The sequence below is a fragment of the Microvirga sp. 17 mud 1-3 genome, assembly GCF_003151255.1.
GTDB lineage: Bacteria > Pseudomonadota > Alphaproteobacteria > Rhizobiales > Beijerinckiaceae > Microvirga.
Genome location: NZ_CP029481.1, coordinates 771229 through 790987, shown reverse-complemented (window position 1 = coordinate 790987; position 19759 = coordinate 771229). Strand labels below are relative to the sequence as shown.

Annotated in this window: 15 protein-coding genes; 10 read left to right on the top strand and 5 right to left on the bottom strand. The window is 56.0% G+C overall.

All coding sequences use genetic code 11. The features are described 5' to 3' along the window. Positions 1-28: 28 nt before the first annotated feature. The 3 genes from C4E04_RS03620 to C4E04_RS03610 form a co-directional block, all read right to left on the bottom strand. Complete coding sequence (locus tag C4E04_RS03620; protein ID WP_109595042.1) at positions 29-1252, bottom strand: alpha-hydroxy acid oxidase; 1224 nt, start codon at positions 1250-1252, stop codon at positions 29-31. A 1465-nt stretch (positions 1253-2717) separates the two neighbouring features. Continuing rightward, positions 2718-2897 (bottom strand): efflux RND transporter permease subunit, encoded by a 180-nt coding sequence (locus tag C4E04_RS03615; protein ID WP_109595040.1) that lies wholly within the window; start codon positions 2895-2897, stop codon positions 2718-2720. 13 nt (positions 2898-2910) lie between these two features. Continuing rightward, a complete protein-coding gene (locus tag C4E04_RS03610; RefSeq protein WP_162559261.1) occupies positions 2911-3342 on the bottom strand; it encodes an efflux RND transporter periplasmic adaptor subunit in 432 nt (143 codons plus the stop codon). A gap of 209 nt (positions 3343-3551) precedes the next feature. On the opposite strand from C4E04_RS03610, the gene pepT reads away from it, so the two are divergent. Beyond that, positions 3552-4787: a peptidase T gene (pepT, locus tag C4E04_RS03605; protein ID WP_109595036.1), complete on the top strand. Its 1236-nt coding sequence runs from the start codon at positions 3552-3554 to the stop codon at positions 4785-4787. 131 nt (positions 4788-4918) lie between these two features. On the opposite strand, the gene C4E04_RS03600 is transcribed toward pepT, so the two are convergent. Beyond that, on the bottom strand, positions 4919-6631 hold the full coding sequence (locus C4E04_RS03600; protein WP_109595034.1) for a diguanylate cyclase: 1713 nt from the start codon (positions 6629-6631) through the stop codon (positions 4919-4921). A gap of 584 nt (positions 6632-7215) precedes the next feature. On the opposite strand from C4E04_RS03600, the gene C4E04_RS03595 reads away from it, so the two are divergent. The 9 genes from C4E04_RS03595 to C4E04_RS03555 all read left to right on the top strand — a co-directional run bounded on the left by C4E04_RS03595 (position 7216) and on the right by C4E04_RS03555 (position 18551). Next, entirely contained in the window at positions 7216-7506 is a 291-nt protein-coding gene (locus C4E04_RS03595; protein WP_109595032.1) for a hypothetical protein, read from the top strand. A 640-nt stretch (positions 7507-8146) separates the two neighbouring features. After that, the gene (locus C4E04_RS03590) at positions 8147-9727 is read left to right on the top strand and encodes a M81 family metallopeptidase (RefSeq protein ID WP_109595030.1); all 1581 of its coding nucleotides are present in this window, start codon (positions 8147-8149) and stop codon (positions 9725-9727) included. 66 nt (positions 9728-9793) lie between these two features. Beyond that, positions 9794-11425 (top strand): amidohydrolase, encoded by a 1632-nt coding sequence (locus C4E04_RS03585; RefSeq protein WP_109595028.1) that lies wholly within the window; start codon positions 9794-9796, stop codon positions 11423-11425. A gap of 113 nt (positions 11426-11538) precedes the next feature. Next, the gene (locus C4E04_RS03580) at positions 11539-13128 is read left to right on the top strand and encodes an ABC transporter substrate-binding protein (RefSeq protein WP_109595026.1); all 1590 of its coding nucleotides are present in this window, start codon (positions 11539-11541) and stop codon (positions 13126-13128) included. Between the two features lie 81 nt (positions 13129-13209). Continuing rightward, on the top strand, positions 13210-14145 hold the full coding sequence (locus C4E04_RS03575) for an ABC transporter permease (protein ID WP_109595024.1): 936 nt from the start codon (positions 13210-13212) through the stop codon (positions 14143-14145). A 9-nt stretch (positions 14146-14154) separates the two neighbouring features. Next, positions 14155-14976: an ABC transporter permease gene (locus C4E04_RS03570; protein WP_109595022.1), complete on the top strand. Its 822-nt coding sequence runs from the start codon at positions 14155-14157 to the stop codon at positions 14974-14976. Then, a complete protein-coding gene (locus C4E04_RS03565; protein WP_109595020.1) occupies positions 14973-15953 on the top strand; it encodes an ABC transporter ATP-binding protein in 981 nt (326 codons plus the stop codon). The genes C4E04_RS03570 and C4E04_RS03565 overlap by 4 nt, the downstream gene beginning before the upstream one ends. Continuing rightward, entirely contained in the window at positions 15946-16950 is a 1005-nt protein-coding gene (locus C4E04_RS03560) for an ABC transporter ATP-binding protein (protein ID WP_109600739.1), read from the top strand. Before C4E04_RS03565 ends, C4E04_RS03560 begins: the two co-directional genes overlap by 8 nt. 86 nt (positions 16951-17036) lie before the next feature. Further along, complete coding sequence (locus C4E04_RS03555) at positions 17037-18551, top strand: succinylglutamate desuccinylase/aspartoacylase family protein (RefSeq protein ID WP_162559260.1); 1515 nt, start codon at positions 17037-17039, stop codon at positions 18549-18551. 339 nt (positions 18552-18890) lie between these two features. Here the strand turns inward: C4E04_RS03555 and C4E04_RS03550 are convergent, their stop codons facing one another. Then, on the bottom strand, positions 18891-19619 hold the full coding sequence (locus C4E04_RS03550) for a hypothetical protein (protein WP_109595018.1): 729 nt from the start codon (positions 19617-19619) through the stop codon (positions 18891-18893). Positions 19620-19759: the final 140 nt, after the last annotated feature.

The following is a 19759-nucleotide window of genomic DNA, read 5'->3' as shown; positions in this document are numbered from 1 at the left end:
GCGTCCTCCGATTACGATCGCTTGCGTGCTACCCCGCCCGTCCCATGAGGACGTCACGCGGAACCATCTTCACATCCGTCACGCCCGTGAGGGCCATCCCAGCGTCAAGCTCTTCTGATATCAGGGACAACGCCTTGTGGACGCCGGCCTCTCCCCAGGCACCGAGCCCGTAAAGATAAGCTCGTCCAATGAAGCACCCGCGCGCTCCAAGACCGAGTGCCTTCAAAAGATCTAAGCCTGACCGGATTCCGCTATCGAGAAGGAGCTCGGCTCGTTCGCCCACTGCATCCCGTACGGCCGGGAATGCCTCCACCGTAGAGGGTGCACCGTCGAGCTGCCGCCCCCCATGATTCGAAACGAGGATTGCATCCGCGCCTGCGGCAACCGCCAACTCAGCATCCTGCGGATCAAGGATGCCTTTCACGATGATCTTGCCTGGCCAGAGCTGACGTACCCACTCGAGATCGTGTCGATCAAACGATGGGTCGAACTGCTGTTTGACCCATTCTGACAGAGCGCCAAGATTGCCTGAGTTCCTGATGGCATCCTTTAGATTGCCGAAAGTAAACTCCTTGCTCCGCAGCATTCCCAATGCCCAGCGCGGATGCATGGCGATGTCCAGGATATTGGCCAGCGTCAGTCTTGGCGGAATGCCGAGGCCATTGTGCACGTCAACCGTGCGTCGCCCCTCCACATGCAGGTCCATCGTCAGGACGAGTACCGGGCATCGCGCCGCATGGGCTCGTTCTATGAGCGACCGACTGAATCCACGATCCTTCATCAGGTAAAGCTGGAACCAGAAGGGTTTCACGACTGCGGCCGCCACATCCTCGATTGAACAGACGGACATAGTGCTTAGGCAGAACGGAACCCCGAACGCCTCCGCTGCCCGTGCGGCATAGATCTCGCCGTTGGCATGAACCGCACCTGTCAGGCCAGCCGGCGCGAGCGCAACCGGCATTGAGACCGGTTGGTCGACGATGGTGGTTGCTTGGACTCGAGAGGAAACGTCCACCATAACCCGCTGGCGCAGCTCCAGCGCGCCGAGAGCAGCCCTATTCGCCCGCAAGGTCAATTCATCGTAGGAGCCGGCTTCAACATACTCAAAGAAGGTTCTTGGAACCCGACTTCTAGCGACCGCGCGGAGGTCCTCAATATTGGCAATCGCGTCCCATTGCGGCACAGAGGTAGCTCTGGCTGTTGCTACCGCCTCGATCGCTTTCGAGCCGAAAACACGATTGGCAAATTTCATGATGCTCGATCAGTCTGGAACAACTACATTATCCGATGCGAATGACAATATAGGGATGGAACATTCAGTGCTCCACGCGAAACCGCTCAGGCGAAGTGTCCGGAATGTACAGGTCCGCGCATTTGATTTGAGACATAGCTCGAGCTGAACGCACTTGGTCTTGCTTGGCTTCGGAGACCGTTCGATGTCGGGCAGGCCAAGCCTACCCAATTGGCAGCGCGTTACAACCTCGTCAGGCGTCAAGCTCCATGCCAAGGGCATCTTGTCCTGTCGTAGAGAACGCCGTTTGACGTTCGCTGCGGTCAACGACGTCCTAAGGGATCTATCCATAGTTTTCGAATACTCACCTTCTACCTCTTGGGCATAATTTTGATCCGAGCGTTTAGGCACCGACGGTAAGTTCTTGATTAATATCTCACTCTCTAGGTCTAACGACTTATTGATGTATGCAATGCTTCGGTGGATCAGCAGAATGCGACACGCTGGCTTGATATCCTCCTGCCCATAGATCACTTTCCGCAGAGATGAATCGCGGCTGAAAATGGCCGTAAAGGTCTCGCCCTTATCAACCCGCTGAGTGTGAGCCCGGCCGTAAAAGCTTCGGCTTCTTTATAACGCGCTTGGATGCATCGAAGCCAAGCCTTGGCGACGTCGTTGCCTCTTTTACCTGAAACTCTGAACATCATCTTGACATCCAGGCCGACGGGCGTTTCAGCAGGTATGTCACCCGCAGGCGTCGGGAAAGCAGCCGCTTCTGCCAGCATCTAGAACTAAAGGAGACGCACCCCCAAAGTTCCTTAGCTGATAAAAATTTTGTCTACCACCTTAGACCGTGGCGAACTGGCTGCGACTTGATCAGCCTGAGCAAGCTAAAGCTACGGTGGCATCGTGATCCTTGGCTTTGTTACAGACGAGCTCCAGCGATCTGATCGGGACCTACTTTCACAATCACCTATAGAACGCACCCGAACTGCACAGTGGCCCTCCAAAGGTGATTGTTTGTTCGGCTTACTACTTCCTGGGCCCATAGCTTCGCGGGCTATTTCTGCTGAAGCATAATGTACTCAGAAGAGGGCATATCTTGTACGCAGCTTATGCGTGCATAGGTGCCGGGGCGAAATGCTTAAGCGCAATCAAATGCCCAGAAATCCTGGAAATGAAGGGGACTCAAAGCGCCCGCATATTGATTTGCGCGAGGAAGCAAAAAACTATTGAAGAGCTTAGCTTGCGACGGCTGTTCTCTCACCAGAAAAAAGTATGTCATTGTACTGATTGTGTTCTGGTTTGCACCTTGCACGAAGCATTAGATGAATTGAGTTACTTAGCCAGCGCTCAATCAAGGTACACTAGTCCTAACCCCTACTCGTATGCCGGAGACCCAGCCATGGCTCTAAGCCGTGTGATATGTATTGCTAGTTACTTATCCTATCGTCGACGAAAACGGCATCGCCAATATATTCATCGCCTACTTCATCACGATCTGCGGCAGCGGTGCGACGGGCAGGAACGGATACGCGACCATCCCGACGAACAGGAGCCCCAGCATCAACAGCGGTGTCCCAATGGGTCGCCGGATGAAGGGACCTGAAATTCCGGTGCGGCCGTTAGAAATGTCCGCCCTGTCGTTGCGGTGATCATGGGCCATGGGAATTGTCTCCCTAATCCTTGGCGAGGCTCCGGGCTTTCGTGGTGCCGTCCGCTGCCGCCTCCTGCGGCGGCCGATCAGTCGCAACATGCACCTTCGCTCCAGGCTGGAGCCTGTATTGGCCTGCGGTGACGATCCGCTCGCCCTCGGACACTCCATCCTCCAGGACCGCGAGCCCCTGCGTGATGGGGCCGACCTTGACACTGCGGAACTCGACCGTGTCGTTCGCTGTCACTACGTAGACGGCAAGTCCCTGCTGCGTTCTCTGCACCGCGTCAGCCGGGACGGTCAGGGCATCGAGGGTCTCGAGCAAAGTCCGGACGGTCACGAATTGCCCCGGCCAGAGGGCTTGATCCTTGTTCTCGAACGACGCCTTCAGCTTGATGGTCCCGCTGGCCTGATCGATTTCGTTGTTGATCAGCGTCAGAGTTCCTTGGCCAAGCACTGTTTGGCGGCCCGCTCGACAGATGTAATTTGTTCCAGCGCGGACCTAAGACCCTATAACAATATCGCAGAGCGGTCTTGGGCAGCCCTCCTTGCGAGTGCGAATGCTTGAAGAAGAGACCTAGGTACTAGCCTTATGGGCAGCCCATTCACGAGACGGCTTTCCTCCGCTAAAAGTCAACGACCCGCTTCATAGTTTGGATTGCGAACATGGTCGCCAGCGTTACCGATCGTTTTCTTCGTTACGTCGTCATTGACACTCAATCCGATCCCGCTTCATCGACCCAGCCTTCGACCGAAAAGCAGAAAAACCTAGGTCGCCTGCTGGTCAAGGAACTGCTCGCCATCGGTATTTCCGACGCGCATCTGGACGAGCACGGCTACGTCTACGCGACGATTCCGCAGAACACAGCCAAGAGCGGCGTTCCCGTCATATGCTTCTGTGCTCACATGGATACGGCGCCGGACTTCAGTGGCACCAACGTGAAGCCCCAGATCGTGAGGAACTACCAGGGTGGCGACATTCAATTGCCGGGAGATCCTGACCAGATCATTCGCGTAGGCGATCATCCGGTACTGAAGGATCTTACCGGGCATGATATCGTCACATCGGATGGCACGACCCTTCTCGGCGCCGACGACAAGGCCGGCATTGCCGAGATCATGACGGCAGCCGAGTTCCTGATCAACAATCCTGACATCAAGCATGGTGCGATCCGGATCCTCTTTACAACGGACGAGGAGATCGGACGTGGGGTCGACAAAGTTGACCTCAACAAGCTCGGCGCTGCCTTTGCCTATACCCTGGATGGGGAAACGGCTGGTACGCTCGAAGACGAGACGTTCTCAGCCGATGGCGTCGACATCACCGTCAGGGGCGTGGCGATCCACCCAGGTTTCGCCTACGGCAAAATGGAGAATGCCATCAAGATTATGAGCGCCATCATTGAGCGCCTACCCAGGGACATGGCCCCCGAAACGACACGAGACCGTCAAGGCTTCATTCACCCGATTGCCGCCTCAGGCGTGATGGAGAAGGCAAATCTCAGCTTCATCATTCGCGATTTCACCGAGGAGGGGCTCAAAAGCAAGGAAGCCTTGCTGGAAACGATCGCGAGAGAGGTCCTGAAAGACTATCCAGGCTCCAGCTATACCTTCGAGGTCAAGGAGCAGTATCGGAACATGAAGGTTGTCCTTGAGCAGCATCCGGAGATTGCAGAATACGCGATGGAGGCGATCCGCCGGGCTGGCATGACACCTGTACGTGGCAGCATTCGCGGCGGCACTGACGGCTCACGCCTGTCCTTCATGGGGCTACCCTGTGCCAATCTCTTCGCCGGTGGCCATGCCTTCCATTCTCCACTAGAATTCGTCAGCAGCCAGGATATGGAAAAGGCCGTCAGAACGGTTGTAGAGCTCGCCAGGATCTGGGAGGAGCGCGCGTAAGGACTGCAGCTCCGAAATCGAGAAGGTGGCGCAGTCGCAGCGTCAGAAATACGCGACTGCGTACATTTTCCCTTGCAGATGCTAGTGACTTCTAAGTGCCAAACTTGCACCGACAGCGAACGGGCTCTCCCTCATCTTCTTGCCGCGGCCATTCGCAGAGGAGCTGCCTCAACCCTGTTCCGCCCCTCATGCTTGGCTCTGTATAGAGCGGCATCGGCCATCGTGAGGAGTTCGGTCGGGTCGGCGGATGTTTGAGGGATTGACGCAACACCGAGAGATGCGCTGACAGCAACATCAGCTGACGGAGAGAGCTCAGCAATTCGCTTGCGAATTTCCTCTGCCTTCGTCCTAGCTTCCGGCAGATCGCTGTCCGGCATCAGAATGATCAGTTCCTCGCCACCATATCGGCACGCGATATCGCTTTTGCGGATCGTTGCCAGGATAACGCCAGCAACATCGCGGAGCACGGTGTCGCCCACAGCATGTCCGTGCTCGTCGTTGAGCTTTTTGAAATGGTCCAGGTCCACCATGATAGCCGACATTGGCGAGTTGCGCCGCTCAGCCTGAACCGCGAAGCTCTCAAGAACCTCCTCCATGAAGCGGCGGTTGTAGAGTCCCGTCAGCGGATCACGCAACGCTTGATTTCGGAGCCGCTCCCGAAGCGCTATGCTTGAGAGTGCCAAAGACATATTATCAGCCAGCGCAACTGCGAGGGGCTTGAGCGCCTCCAACCGTGTTCCGCTCGAATCGTTGCTGAAGATCTGGAGCAGACCGTGGATCTCACCCCGCGCGAGCATCGGGATTTCCAGTGCACTTCGTCCCTCTAGGGCGTGATCGCACTTCAACGCCGCGTACCCCTCTTGGTTGATATGAGGCTTGCCGCGCTTCAGCGCCCAGCATTGCGAGGGTGAAATCACTTGCGGCAACGTTGGGTCGACCTCGTCGGCTCCCCAAGCGGTCGAGAGGTCAAGCCGATCACGCGAATTATTGAAGATGTAAAGTGCGCCGCCCAAACCGGAAAGCAGGCGTTTCGCTGTGGCTCGGAGGACAGCGTTTGCATCCTCGTATCCCATTGCGCTTTGCAACATGTCTGCCATGGCGAGGAGATGTTCAACCTGTTCTCGGCTCTGCACGGAAGCTGACATTGCGGCCGCACGGGAGCGAGCTTGGCTCGCCAAGGCGCGGAAGGCCAAATAGAGCGCCAACATGATGGCGATGCCACTCACGATCTGCAGCACAAGGAGAAGCGTCTGAAGCATCGCAAGACTGTCTTCGGCCTTATTGACCTGAACAGCCTTCGCGGCCAAAAACTGACCGATGTACTGCCGCAGCGTATCCATGGCAGCCTTGTTACCGTCCAGGTACATCCGCTGGTCGGCAGCGTTGGAACCGCCAACCTGGACGGGCTCTATCATCTTTCCGATTTGAGACCGAAAATGGGCCACCAGCGCCGAGAATGCATGCGTTCCTGGGGCCGCCCCAGCCTCGTCAGCGACAAATCTGTCGAGCAGATCGAGCGTCGGCTGGTTGTTGTCTAGCACCTGCAGTCCGACGCTATAGGGCTGCAGGTACTCTGGGCGCGCTGTCAGAACGAAGCCGCGCGCCCCGGTCTCGACATCCAGAAGCGCCAATTGGACGATTCTGACATCTCGGCTCTCGATACGTAAAGACGACAGTCTTTGCTGGGTCTGGTTGTTATACAGGAACGCAGCGATTGTGGTGACGACCGTCAAGACGATCACAACCGCAACCGAGATCGACAACTTCACAGCAGGAGGAAGATCGGCAGTCTCGGGAACCCCAGCAATCCTCAAGAAAGCGGCTTTGAGATTGAAGCCAGACATAGCGTTGCGGACTTTCGACGTTAAATACTTAATCTTGAAGCGGAGGTCGGTCTGTTCAGGGCAGGCTCGAGACAGAGGGCGGCTTGGTATCGCCCGCTTGATACGGGTGCCACATATTTATGCAATAAGAACCTATATCCTTCCCTTCCGCTCTGTGCAGGGGAACGCCCCCTGAGTTTCTCGGGAGCAGAATGTAGGTCAGGCATCCCCCATAGAAACCCATATACAATCAATTATGGAGCTTCTGACCAATCTTGATCACCTATTTGGTGCGGATTCCTTGCGGCCGCTAAAACTCTCTTCGTATTTTCCTACAGACGGCCCTATTCCAAAGGTAATTGAATTAAATTTGCCACGAGCGACTTTGAAGCTTCTGGCGGATCATAATCAGTCAACAAGTTGTGCAGGCTGTGGATTTTATTCCTGAGGCCGCACTCGATATGCACATTGAAGGGTGGTGAGGGGACGACCACCGAAGTTCGGGAACTGGAGCACCTCCGGCAGAGTTTTGAAATAACTCGAAATTGCCCCGAGCCCTTTCGTCAAAGGCGGTAAGTTTGCAGGCAGTTGTAGTGGAGATGCGTATGGCCGATATCATTGCTTTTGCAGATCTCAGAAAAAGCGCAAAGCAAGAGGAAATTCTGTCTCTCTTCGAGAAAGAGCCAGCACACCACATCAAAGGCCGCAAAACCCGTAAGCGAGAGGCGTTTCCAAGCTGCCGTCCTGGGATCTCAGGGAACCTGAATGACCTTTATGAGCAAGCGAATGCCGTGCTCATGCGCCATTACGATGGGGACGCAAAGGTCCCTCCGATTGTGGCCGAGAAATGCTTCGAGCTTTTGAAAGCGCTCTCAGAGCACGCAGAACCAGAATAGACGCTTAATTCCATCACTTGGACTGAATGCGTTTCCCCATCCTTCGCCCTTGAGCGCCCGCAAATCCCGGCAATGGAAAAATTCGACACTGACAAGCGGCGCCGTGTTCTGCGCCTATCTAAGTATCGGCTGGCTTTCATTAGGATACTGGGACGTGCCCAACCCTAGTGCCATAGTGGCGCATAATCACACTACCGTCATCGCTCCGAGACGGGACGTTCTCCGCGCACCCTGATGTTGATAATCCGCGAGGATCCCACAATGACAGGCCCGCGTGCAGACAAGTAGATGAGATCGGCCTCCCGAAAATCCTCGAGTTCAAAATCGCTCGGAGCCAAAGCCTTGCCTTTTAAAAGAATACAAGCTCCTCTCGGATCAGCGATCTGCGTTACCGCCCTTTTCCGCCTCCAGCCATTCCCCTGATGCCAGGCATAGCGTCCGCTGGACGGCCCTATGGTCATGGGCGCCCTATTAAAAACGGCCGCAGAGGCAGAACGGCAGATATGCTTTTAAACCGGAAGAGGCGCTGGCTTCGGTCATCCCGGCGAGAAGGTCGCCAGATGCTCGCTCTAGATTTTCTTAGTAAGAGAAATCTCTTTGTAACATCATATCATCATGAAACCAAAAATGGGATTCGCATTTGAAGAATCCTTTCGTCCTTGACATGATCCTGGCAAAGTTCAGGCTAAATGCCACGCCCAAGCGAAATAAAATATCAAGCGCGCTATCTGCGTTCGAGGAGGGAGGCGACATGGGAAGGCGGGTTCTTGTTGCGGAATTCATGCACGAGACGAATACATTCAGCATCCAAAAGACAGATGAGGACGCGTTCAGAAAGTCTAGCTTTTATCTCGATGACGAAATCCCTCGAGCCTTCCGTGGAACCAGAACGTCGATGGGCGCAGCCTTCGAGGCCGCAGAGCGGTTCCAATGGGACCTCATTCACCCGCTCGTCGCATCGGCCAATCCGTCAGGTCGCGTCACAACAGCCTGTTTCGATTCGTTGACCGGACGGGTCATCGCCGCAAGCGATAACGTGGACGGCATCCTCCTTCATCTGCATGGATCGATGTCGACGGACGATTATGACGACGGCGAAGGAGAGTTTCTGTCCCGTCTCCGTACTCGCGTTGGTCCCGATGTTCCAATCGTCGTGATCCTCGACCTGCACGCGACCGTGACGCAGCAGATGGCCGATCATGCCAATGCCTTGATTTCATATCGCACCTATCCTCACGTGGATCAGTACGAGCGAACCTGGCAGGGCGCTTCACTTCTACAGCAAGCCCTTGAGAGCAAAATCGGCCCAAAAGTCGCCATAGCGCGGCGACCTATCCTTTACGCGCTTGACGGAGGCCGGACGACATCGCCGCCTATGATGGAGCTGCTTCGCCGCGGAGAGCTTATCGAGACCGCCGGAAAAGCTCTCGTCGTCAGCGTCCAGGCAGGCTTCTCATCGGCCGATGTCCACGATATCGGCCCTTCCATTGCAGTCACAGGAAATGACCGAGATGCGGCGCAGGCCCTCGCAGAGGAGCTCATGGACTATGCGTGGGAGCAGCGAGCATTCTCCTCGATTCATTTCACGCCTCTCGACGAGGCTATAGCGAAAGCTAAAGATGGAACTAGCGCCTCGAAACCTCTCGTCATCGCTGACTACTCTGACAATCCTGGCTCCGGAGCCTACGGAGACGCCACGACGCTTCTAAAAGCGATCCTCGATGCAGATCTCCAGAACGTCGGATTCCACGCCATTTGCGACCCCGAGGCTGTGCGACAGGCCCAGGCAGCCGGCGTCGGGAACGAGGTTACGATGCTGCTTGGAGGCAAGACTGATCCCAGCATGGGGGGAGGTCCATTGGAGGTCACGGGACATGTCGCAGCCATCACGGATGGGCGCTTCATTGCTTATGGGCCGATGGGTGGCGGGGCGCAGCGCAATTATGGTTTAAGTCTTCTTCTGCGCGTTGGTGGCGTCGATATCATCGTGATAAGTCACAATGGCCAGGCGACGGATCTCGCGCAATTCACGTCACTTGGCATCGACCCGACGCGAAAGTCGACATTGGTGGTTAAGTCGATGCAGCACTTCCGCGCTGCGTTCGAACCCATCGCACGCGAGGTCATCGAAGTTGACACTGGCGCACTCTCGACACGTAATTTCAAGGAGCGTCCCTATAGAAAGGTTCGCCGCCCCATCTGGCCTCTCGATCCGATATGAGATTGCCAAAGTGAGCGAGCTCTTTAGGATGCTGGGCACATCACACAGTACAAAATTCGAGAGGGAATGGTGCAAATGCAGGCGGATCTGGTTCTGCGTAATGGGTCAATCTGGTGTGGGCGGAATGACGGGGTCGCTGAAGCCCTCGCTGTATGGCAAGGGCGCGTTCTGGCAGTCGGAAGCGATGATGAAATCGCTACGCTGATTGGTCCAGCGACACGTGTGGTAGATTTAGAGGGGCGCTTTGCAACGCCGGGCCTGAACGACTCCCATCTCCACCTCATCTCGCTTGGCCTTGTGATGGACTGGGTCGACGCTCGGCCGACAACCGTGCCGACTCTTGACGGGCTGCTCTCGAACATACAGGCGCGGGCCTTACAGGCTCAGCCTGGCGAGTGGATTCTGGCGCGCGGCTATGACCAGACCAAGCTCGATGTTCAGCGGCATCCACATCGCAGCGAGCTGGACAAGGTCGCACCTAACAATCCCGTAATGCTGACCCGAACTTGCGGGCATGTGTCGATCTGCAACTCGTTAGCTCTAAAGCTTGCTAACATCGATGAGTCATCGGCCACCCCGCCCGGAGGATTGATCGAGCAGGAAAACGGGCGCTTGACCGGTCTTCTGGCTGAGAATGCGCGCGCTCCGGTTTGGGCAGTCATTCCTCCACCCAATGAGGAGCAACTCGTCTCTGCAATTGAAAGAGGCGGCCGACATCTGCTCTCATATGGCATTACGAGCTGCATGGATGCTGCCGTTGGCCAAAGAGGTGGGTTTAGCGAAATTTCAGCCTATCATCGCGCAAAGCGTGAAGGGCGCCTGCCCGTCAGAACTTGGCTGACGCTGCTAGGAGATCCGGACGGATCGATTGTTCCGCAGTGCTTTGAGGCCGGCCTAATTACAGGCACCGGAGACGATATGCTGATGATCGGTGCCGTGAAGCTGTTTCTCGACGGCTCGGCCGGAGGCCGAACGGCATGGATGTCTTACCCCTACCTCGGCGAAGACCAGACAACCGGCGTGCAGATGATGTCGGACGAGGTGGTGAATGAACTCGTCATGGACGCGCATGCCAAAGGCTACCAGCTTGCCTGTCACGCGATCGGGGATGCTGCGATCGAGCAGCTGATCACGGCCTATGAGCGTGCGCTCGCTTCCATTCCAGACACAGATCGGCGTCATCGGATTGAACATTCCGGCTTTTCAACACCAGAGCAGCATCAGCGCATGGTCGCTGCAGGGATCTACCCCTGCCCTCAACAGGTATTCATCTACGACTTCGGAGATGCTTACGTTTCCGTTCTCGGAGAAGAGAGGTCGTTAGGAAGCTATCCCTTCAGGACCTGGATAGATCTCGGTTTAAAACCTGCGACAGGGAGCGATGCTCCCGTTTGCGAGCCCAATCCCTTCCCGAACTTTTATGCCATGCTGACCCGCAAAACATGGAAGGGTACCGTCATGGACGCTCGTGAGCGAGTGTCTATCGAGGACGCACTACAAGCATACACCGAATTCGGGGCTTTCTCGCAGAAGCTCGAACACATTAAGGGTCGCCTCATTCCAGGGCAACTTGCCGATATTGCTGTCTTCTCCCGGAATCTGCTGACGGCTGCCCCTGAGGATATTCTTGACAACACTAGCTGTGAACTTACCATTCGAGGAGGTGTGATCGTTCACGACCGCCATGGCGTTGCTTAAAAATAAAGAGGGACGCGCCTGGACAGCAACCGGCACTCTTTCAATGGGTGCCTGACATGCATGGATCAGCCCGCAGGGTTTTTCACGCATGACCACATATCTGGAGGACCACCGTGCTGAAAAGACTTTTGATTACAACGGCGATCGCCTTGGCCATTGGCGGCGTCGCAGAAGCGCAGACGCCGCGGAAGGGAGGAACGATCCGCTTCACCGCCCCTTACGGATCAAGCTTCGCGAATCTCGACATTCACACGTCAAACCGTGCGCAGGATGAGATTTGGGCAAAGGCAATCCATCGCTCCCTCTATAATTGGGATGCGGCAGCCGGAAAGCCTGTCCTTGAGCTTGCGAAATCGGTCGAGGCTTCCGGCGATGGCCTGACTTATACTTTCAAACTGCGCGACGACGCTTATTTCCATAACGGCCGAAAGCTCAGTGCCGACGACATTATATGGACCTACAACCATCTCATGGATGGCGGAAAGGCCTATCCCGGCGCGCGCTATGTTCGCATGATCAAGGGCGCAGTCGATGTCGAGAAAGGTCAAGCGAAGACCATATCTGGCCTTCGCAAGATCGACGACAACACATTCGAGATGACGCTTACCGAGCGGATTGACCCAGGCTTCTATTTCTGGACAGCGACAACGTCTATTTATCCAACTGGGGAATCGCAGAACGAGGCTTTCGCGTCGAACCCAATTGGTCTCGGCCCGTACAAACTCGCAGAGTACGTGCCCGGCTCCCGTCTGGTGGCAGAGCGCTGGGACAAATTCTATAATACCGGCAAGCCCTACGCCGATAAGGTCGCGATCATGATCATGGGCGAAGCATCGGCCCGTGACGTTGCATTCCGCAACAAGGAAATCGACGCCTCAATCTTGGGCCCGGCTCAATACGTGGCGTACAAAAATGACCCCGAATTGTCGAAGGGCCTGCTCGAAGTCGCAGAGGTTTATACCCGCGTCATGGGAATGAACCCTGAATTCAAGCCTTTCGCGGACAAGCGGGTGCGGCAGGCCATCAATTACGCCATCGATGCAGACCTCATTATCAAGCGTCTCGTGAAGGATAAGGCATACCGGGCGACAAGCTGGCTCCCCCCGACCTCGCCGGGTTTCGACAAGTCCGTGAAGCCCTACCCCTATGATCCCGAGAAAGCCAAGAAGCTGCTTGCGGAAGCCGGCTATCCTAACGGGTTCGAGTTCGAGTGGACCGCGACCTCCAATGAGAGTTGGGGCATCCCGATTGCTGAAGCCGTCATCCCCATGCTCGAGAAAGTGGGCATCAAGGCTAAGATTAAGCCGGTTGAAGGATCGGTTCTGTCCGAAGTCGTCCGCAAGGGCGAATATCAGGCCTTCCTTTGGTCTCTCTCCACGGGTCCGGATCCGCAGGCAGCCTTGAAGTGCTTCCACTCTAAGACGCCCCAGACTGCCTGTAACTACACCCTCTTCAAGAACGAGGAAGTCGACAAACTTCTGGACGAAGCTGGCTCGACCAATGACGCGACCAAAAAAGTAGAGAACCTCACAAAGGTCAACAACATCGTCTTTGATGAAGCGCCTTATTGGTTCTTCAACTACAACAAAGCCGTTATGGCCCATCAGCCTTGGCTCAAGGGCCTGCAGCCGAACGCGACCGAACTCGCGATTCAGAACTTCGAGGAGATGTGGGTCGACGAATCTTCGCCAGCCGCAAAGTAAACCATCGACCTAGAACCTCTTGTCCTGAAAGGATCCTGGCGCTGCGTCCTCTTGGACCAAGCGCCAGGAACGGTTTCCTGAATGGCTGCTTTTCTCCTTCGACGCCTGCTTCAAACCGTTCCCATCCTGCTCGCTGTGGCGCTGATCATATTCATTTTGTTCAGCGTCATACCGGGCACCTTCGCGTCGAGCATGAGCGATGATGGTCGCAGTGTCATCGACGTGCAGGTGATGGAGCGCATGAACAAGGAGTTCGGATTTAACGATCCTGTTTATGTGCGCTTCGGAAAGTATGTAGCCCAGCTGGTCCAGCTCGATCTTGGCACGTCGTTCCGAACTCGCCAGCCAGTGACGAAGGTCCTTGCGGAACGCATGTGGCCGACCCTTATGCTCACATTTGCGTCGATGCTGTTCTCCATTGTCGTTGGAGTTCCGCTTGGCTTCATTGCGGCTCTGCGCCCGGGAAGTTGGGTCGACACGGTTTCAATGGTCGGCGCCGTTTCCGGCCTGTCGCTGCCAAAGTTTTGGCTGGGCCTGCTGATGATGTATCTCTTCGCCTTGGTCCTCGGATGGCTCCCGAGCTTTGGCTATGGCGATGGCAGTTTACGCTACCTAGTTCTGCCCTCTATCGCTCTGGGCGTCGCTCCGATGGCCCTGCTTGCACGAACGACCAGAGCCGCTGTGCTCGAGATCATGAACGCCGATTTCGTGCGTACGGCCCGCGCAAAAGGCATGAGTGAGCGCAAGGTGGTTCAATGGCACCTCACACGTAATGCCCTCGTCATTGTCCTGACAACCATCGGCCTGCAGTTCGGCACCGTTATCGGACAGGCTGTCGTAATCGAAAAACTGTTCTCTTGGCCAGGACTTGGATCTCTCCTCGTTGACAGCGTGACCTTGCGCGATATTCCCGTCGTTCAAGGTGCAATTCTACTGATTGTCCTGTCATTTCTAGTCATTAACACCCTAGTGGACGTCCTCTGTGCCCTTATCGATCCACGCATCAAATATACATAAGAGCGTAGAATGAAGATCAGAGCCAATCTCCTGATTGGAGGCATCCTTTTTGCGATTGTGGTCGTAGCTGGTCTGCTCGCTCCATTGCTGGCGCACACGGATCCTGTCATGGATGCAAACCTGATGTATGCCGAGGAGCCTCCAGGTGCCGAGTTTTGGTTTGGCACTGACGCGCAGGGTCGCGACATCTATAGCCGGGTCCTGCACGGGGCGCGGATCTCGCTCACTGTCGGCATCGTCTCTCAGCTGATCAACACCATTATCGGAGTATGTCTCGGCCTTTCGGCTGGCTACTGGGGAGGCTGGTGGGACGACTTCGTGAGTGGTCTTACCAACCTCATGCTGGCAATTCCGTCCCTGATCTTTGCCCTCGCCATCATGGCCATTCTCAATCCGGGCTTGACGAGCCTTTTAATCGCGCTGGGCCTAACCAACTGGTCATTCACATGCCGACTGGCGCGTGCCTCAACGCTCTCTCTCAAAAGCCAGGGCTACGTTCAGGCCGCTAAGGTGCTCGGCTACAGCGATATCAGGATTATGCTCACGCAACTCCTGCCCAACATGCTTGGCCCGATTATCGTCATCGGAACCCTTGGGATGGGGGGAGCCGTTCTCGCAGAGGCTTCACTGTCCTTTCTTGGGCTTGGGATCCGCCCTCCCTATCCGAGTTGGGGAAGCATGCTGTCTGACGCCCGCGACCAAATCACGACAGCCCCGTGGATTTCCATCTTTCCAGGGCTGGCGATCTTCGTAACCGTTCTTGGCTTGAACCTCTTGGGCGATGGCCTCCGAGATATTTTGGACCCTCAATCCCGGACACGTCGGATATGAGCGCGCCGCCACTTCTAGAGGTTAGAGATCTTCAGATCAGTCTCGCTGTTGGGAACACGCTTTTTCATGCCGTCGAGAACGTATCCCTTACGATCGAAAAAGGTGAAACCCTGGGCCTCGTCGGAGAATCCGGTTGCGGCAAGAGTATCACGGCTCTTGCACTGATTGGGCTACTTCGCCCCCCTCTGATCATCACAGGAGGAGAGATCAGGTTCGACGGGCGCGACATCCGTGCGCTCCCTTCACGTGAGATGCGAAAGCTTAGAGGAAATCGGATCTCTATGATCTTTCAGGAGCCGATGACGGCTCTCAACCCACTCTCACCAGTGGGGCGGCAGATCGCGGAAATGTTCGTTCTCCATAGAGGAGCGACTTGGAATGAAGCTGAGAAACTCGCTATCGAGGCCCTTGCGCGCGTTCGTGTCCCCGCCCCTGATCGTCGCGTGAAGGACTATCCGCACCAGATGTCCGGAGGCATGCGGCAGCGCGTTATGATTGCCATTGCCCTCGCCTGCAGCCCTGACCTCCTGCTGGCGGATGAGCCGACCACGGCGCTTGATGTCACCGTACAGGCTGAGATCCTGGACCTCATTCGCGAATTATCCTCCGCTCAAGGGACTGCGGTTTTGATGATCAGCCATGATCTTGGCCTGATTGCCAATATGTGCCGTCGTGTCGGCGTCATGTATGCGGGCCATATTGTGGAAGAGCGAGCCGCAGAAGATATCTTTCGCTCTCCCAGTCACCCATATACGAATGGCCTGGTGGCTTCGCTGCCCCTCCTCGGTGCCCGGGCGCGACATGGGAGAAAACGTCTCCAAGAAATCGAGGGAGTGGTCCCGCCAGTGTCGGCTTTTCCGAATGGCTGCCGGTTCAATCCAAGATGTCACATGGCGACCGACATTTGCCGGACTGAGGAGCCAGGCGCAACCATGCTTGAGCGAGGCGGGCTTGTACGGTGTCACCATCATGGCTGAGGCAATGCTCGACACCATTTTGAAGGTCGAAGATCTAGCCGTCCATTTCCCCGTTGGTGGCCGTCTATTTGCCGGGGGCCACAAGGTCGTACATGCAGTCGATGGTGTCGACCTGGAATTGAAGCGAGGCGAGTGCCTTGGGCTCGTCGGCGAGTCAGGTTGCGGGAAGTCAACCTTGGCCCTTTCTATTCTGGGTCTGCAAGCGCCGACCAGAGGAAGGATCATTATCGACGGTCAACCCATTTCGGGCGATGCGAAGGATCGGATGGACCGAGCCCGCATGACGCAGATGGTCTTCCAAGACCCATACTCGTCTCTAAACCCGCGTCAGACGGTGCGTACAACCCTCGAAGCTCCGTTACGCCTTCATGGCATCACGACGAAAAGCGAGATCGACGATAGAATTGCGGACATGCTGCGCCGTGTCGGACTGCGTCCCGATGTTGCGAAGCGCTACCCCCATGAGTTTTCTGGCGGCCAAAGGCAGCGGATCGGCATCGCCCGGGCTCTCATTCTGAAGCCTCAGATCGTTATTCTGGATGAACCTGTCTCGGCACTTGACGTGTCGATCCGGGCACAGATCATCAATCTTCTTCTAGAGCTGAAGGAAACTTTCGGCCTCTCATATATCATGATCAGCCACGACCTCGGCGTCGTCGAACACATGAGCGACAGGGTCGCCGTCATGTATCTCGGCCGCATTGTCGAGTCGGGTGGTTGGGAGACGATCTTCTCGACACCTGGCCATCCTTATACACGCGCACTCATTGAGGCTATTCCCGACCCATTCAGAAATCGCCAAGGCAATAAAATCACCGGAGAGATTCCAAATCCTCTGAATCCTCCGGCTGGGTGCGGGTTCAACCCACGCTGCCCCGAGGCAAGAGATCTCTGTCGGGTGCCTCCTGGGCCGGATCTGAAGGAGGTCGGAACCCACCACTTTGTTCGCTGCCGCCGCAACAACGAGCTTCCGGCATGGGAGCCTCACGCGTCTTAAGAGCTCCCGACAACGTCATGAGCGAACCAGAAATTCCTTAGGCTGAAGTACTCGTTCAGCATGTATGCGACAGAAAGATCCCGCCGATGACATCTGCCCCGACGATACGGGTCCGCGTTCCCCGCAAAAATGGTGAGCTTCATCTCGGCACCTTATCCATCGGCCAATGGCAAACACCATGCACAGTTGGAGCGGCGGGGCTAATTCAGGCCTCTCTTAAGCGCGAGGGCGACAAGCGCACCCCCATCGGGATCTTTCCATTGCGCTATGGCTTGTTCAATGAGTCTGCCCGCCCTGACTTCGCACATAATCTTGCATTCCCATTTGTCCCCATGTCGGATGGCATGATTTGGGAGGAGAACGGGGAGGCTTACAACCGTCTCGTCTACGCAGAAGATGACCAGCGTATCCATGACAGATTGCAGAGGCCCCGCGACGAGGCCCTTTTCGAAGTTGTCGTGCCTATCGGTTTCAATGATGCAATGCCTGAAGTCGGACGCGGCAGCGCTCTTTTCATTCATGCGGCAAGTGCCGATATGAGCGGGACGGCCGGGTGCATCGGAATCCCAGCAGATCGAATCTCAGAGTTCTCGCAACACCTAAAACCCGGGATGCTGATCGATATCAATTACGATGACACTGATGCCCCCCTGCATCATACAGAAACAACACCCCTCGAGGTCGTGCGTTTTATTGGCCTTGAGCGCGGCCCTCGGCTGATCATCATAGGGGCTGTTCACGGCAACGAAATTTGTGGTCCTCAAGCTATCCTAAAAGCAATTTCGGATTGTCGTACCGGGAGGCTCAATATTCGCCGCGGAGAAGTGACCTTCGTTCCCGTTGCGAACATGAAGGCCTATCGACAGGGAACGCGAGAAGGCGACAGGAATCTCAATCGCGATCTGCGCGAAAAGACGATCCCGGCCGACTATGAAGACAAGGTTGGAAATCGAATCTGCGCCCTTTTGCGTGAGCATGATGTCCTTCTCGATATCCATTCATTCCGCGGCAAAGGCGAACCCTTTATTTTCGCCGGCCCTCCAGACAACAGGGGCCTTATGGAGACTTTCCGATTTGCCTCTCAAGAGGGAGCATTCGCGGCAAGCCTTGGTGTGCAGGTCGTGATTCACGGCTGGCTCGATGTCTACGAGCGCTTTTTGAACGAGCGGAAGCAACTCGGCTTTACTGACAAGTTGATTTCCGAGGGCGTCGGCACGACAGAGTACATGCGCTTTTCTGGTGGCTATGGCGTCACGCTGGAGTGTGGCACCCATGAAGATCCAGCCGCCGTCGAAGTGGGCTATCGGGCAATCCTTAATGCTCTTGCGCATCTCGGATTAATTGAGGCCCCCTTGCCTAAAGCTTCCGTCGAGAAAGTCATTCAGATCGTTGATGTTGTCCTCTGCAGGGAAAATGGCGACAGCCTTGAGGGAAGCTGGAAGACAGGGGATTCGGTTCCGTCAGGAGCGGTCATCGCTCGGCGCGCGAATGGCGATCCGGTTACAGCGCCTAGAGCGGGCTATATCGTGTTTCCAAATGCAAATGCGGTTCCGGGAGACGGCATCTGCTATTTTGGAATCGACAGCCCCCGAACTCTTTAATTCGCTTCGGCCTTATCTCAGTTGGCACGTGACCGGACCGCGATTCACTGATGGCTCAATGCCTACAATCAATCTGCTACGTGCCGCAGGATCGCCGATAGCCAAGGCGATTTCGCCTGCCACTTGGATCATAGCTTGTTCGCCAAAGGTAAATATGCTGCTGAGCTTGGCAGCAGTACGCATTATGAGCGCGAGAGGTCGGTTCAGGGCGATATCACCCTGAACCGCTAGCATAGAAGGCTCCCTTGAGCAGCATCAGCGAGCCAATAAAAATTCGCCCGCCTTCGCGCGTGCCTGTTTCCCAAGAGGTTGGGAGGTGCAGAAGCCTGCTTTCTCCGCCTATCTTTGTTGGGGCCGCAGCGAACGTGCAAGCTCTCGGATGACGCTATCCTCGATGTCGAGGTTTAATTCCTCTCTGGAGGGCCCTTCTAAGGCTGCGGCTGTTTGCGCCTGTTTCGCAGGCGGCGTCGAGGAAGCCTGCTTTTCAGATGCCCCTCCAGAGCGACGGCGTGGCTCCGACTGCTCTGCATGGCTCTGCGACGGTGCATAGGAGAATTGTCGGGACGAGCTGAAGCGGTTCTCCAGAGTGTCTAACAGGCTGTTGAGGGCAGCATTAGAGAGCGGAACGTCCAAGGCCGACGGGAGCCCGTTGAGCGCAATTGAACGGTTCTGGTACGCGGCCTCGGCGGTGACTTCGGGCCCAAACCACGGCAGAGGACGGAAATCCTTAGGTTCGTCATTATCGTCGAACTCAACCACGATGAGGTCGAGAGGGCCCGGTGTGACGAAGCGGTTTATCTGGATTTCGCGAGAGCCGATGGACAGGTCAGTCCGAACATAGTCGACCTTCCCAGGCGTTACATCAAGGAGTGCCTCGGCATGCGAGCGGGGAACAGCCGTACGCTCCTCAAGGGGGGATCCTGGGCCTCCTGTGATGAGAACGAGGCTGCCTTGATCCCCTTCGATGTGCACGTAGGAGCTACGGTCTGCCTGGTTGGGAAAGTGGCCCTCCGTCACGCGCGTGCCGCCGCGCTCCTTCCGGATAAGCCGCGCCAGAGAGGAGGCCATGAGAAAACGTCTTGTTGAAACCATTTGGCGTGCACTCCAGGGCAAATGCGGAAACTCCCCGCTTACCTAGAGTTATAAGCCTGAATCGGCAAACGGATTAAGCGCAATCCCAAAGAAAGCTAGGCGTCAGGTTAATTCCG

What these genes read in the sequence shown, in the direction of transcription:
- C4E04_RS03600 (WP_109595034.1), bottom strand. Translation starts at nt 6,631, where the DNA reads ATGTCTGGCTTCAATCTCAAAGCCGCTTTCTTGAGGATTGCTGGGGTT.
- pepT (WP_109595036.1), top strand. Translation starts at nt 3,552, where the DNA reads ATGGTCGCCAGCGTTACCGATCGTTTTCTTCGTTACGTCGTCATTGAC.
- C4E04_RS03620 (WP_109595042.1), bottom strand. Translation starts at nt 1,252, where the DNA reads ATGAAATTTGCCAATCGTGTTTTCGGCTCGAAAGCGATCGAGGCGGTA.
- C4E04_RS03595 (WP_109595032.1), top strand. Translation starts at nt 7,216, where the DNA reads ATGGCCGATATCATTGCTTTTGCAGATCTCAGAAAAAGCGCAAAGCAA.
- C4E04_RS03555 (WP_162559260.1), top strand. Translation starts at nt 17,037, where the DNA reads ATGACATCTGCCCCGACGATACGGGTCCGCGTTCCCCGCAAAAATGGT.
- C4E04_RS03615 (WP_109595040.1), bottom strand. Translation starts at nt 2,897, where the DNA reads ATGGCCCATGATCACCGCAACGACAGGGCGGACATTTCTAACGGCCGC.
- C4E04_RS03570 (WP_109595022.1), top strand. Translation starts at nt 14,155, where the DNA reads ATGAAGATCAGAGCCAATCTCCTGATTGGAGGCATCCTTTTTGCGATT.
- C4E04_RS03565 (WP_109595020.1), top strand. Translation starts at nt 14,973, where the DNA reads ATGAGCGCGCCGCCACTTCTAGAGGTTAGAGATCTTCAGATCAGTCTC.
- C4E04_RS03585 (WP_109595028.1), top strand. Translation starts at nt 9,794, where the DNA reads ATGGTGCAAATGCAGGCGGATCTGGTTCTGCGTAATGGGTCAATCTGG.
- C4E04_RS03550 (WP_109595018.1), bottom strand. Translation starts at nt 19,619, where the DNA reads ATGGCCTCCTCTCTGGCGCGGCTTATCCGGAAGGAGCGCGGCGGCACG.
- C4E04_RS03575 (WP_109595024.1), top strand. Translation starts at nt 13,210, where the DNA reads ATGGCTGCTTTTCTCCTTCGACGCCTGCTTCAAACCGTTCCCATCCTG.
- C4E04_RS03560 (WP_109600739.1), top strand. Translation starts at nt 15,946, where the DNA reads ATGGCTGAGGCAATGCTCGACACCATTTTGAAGGTCGAAGATCTAGCC.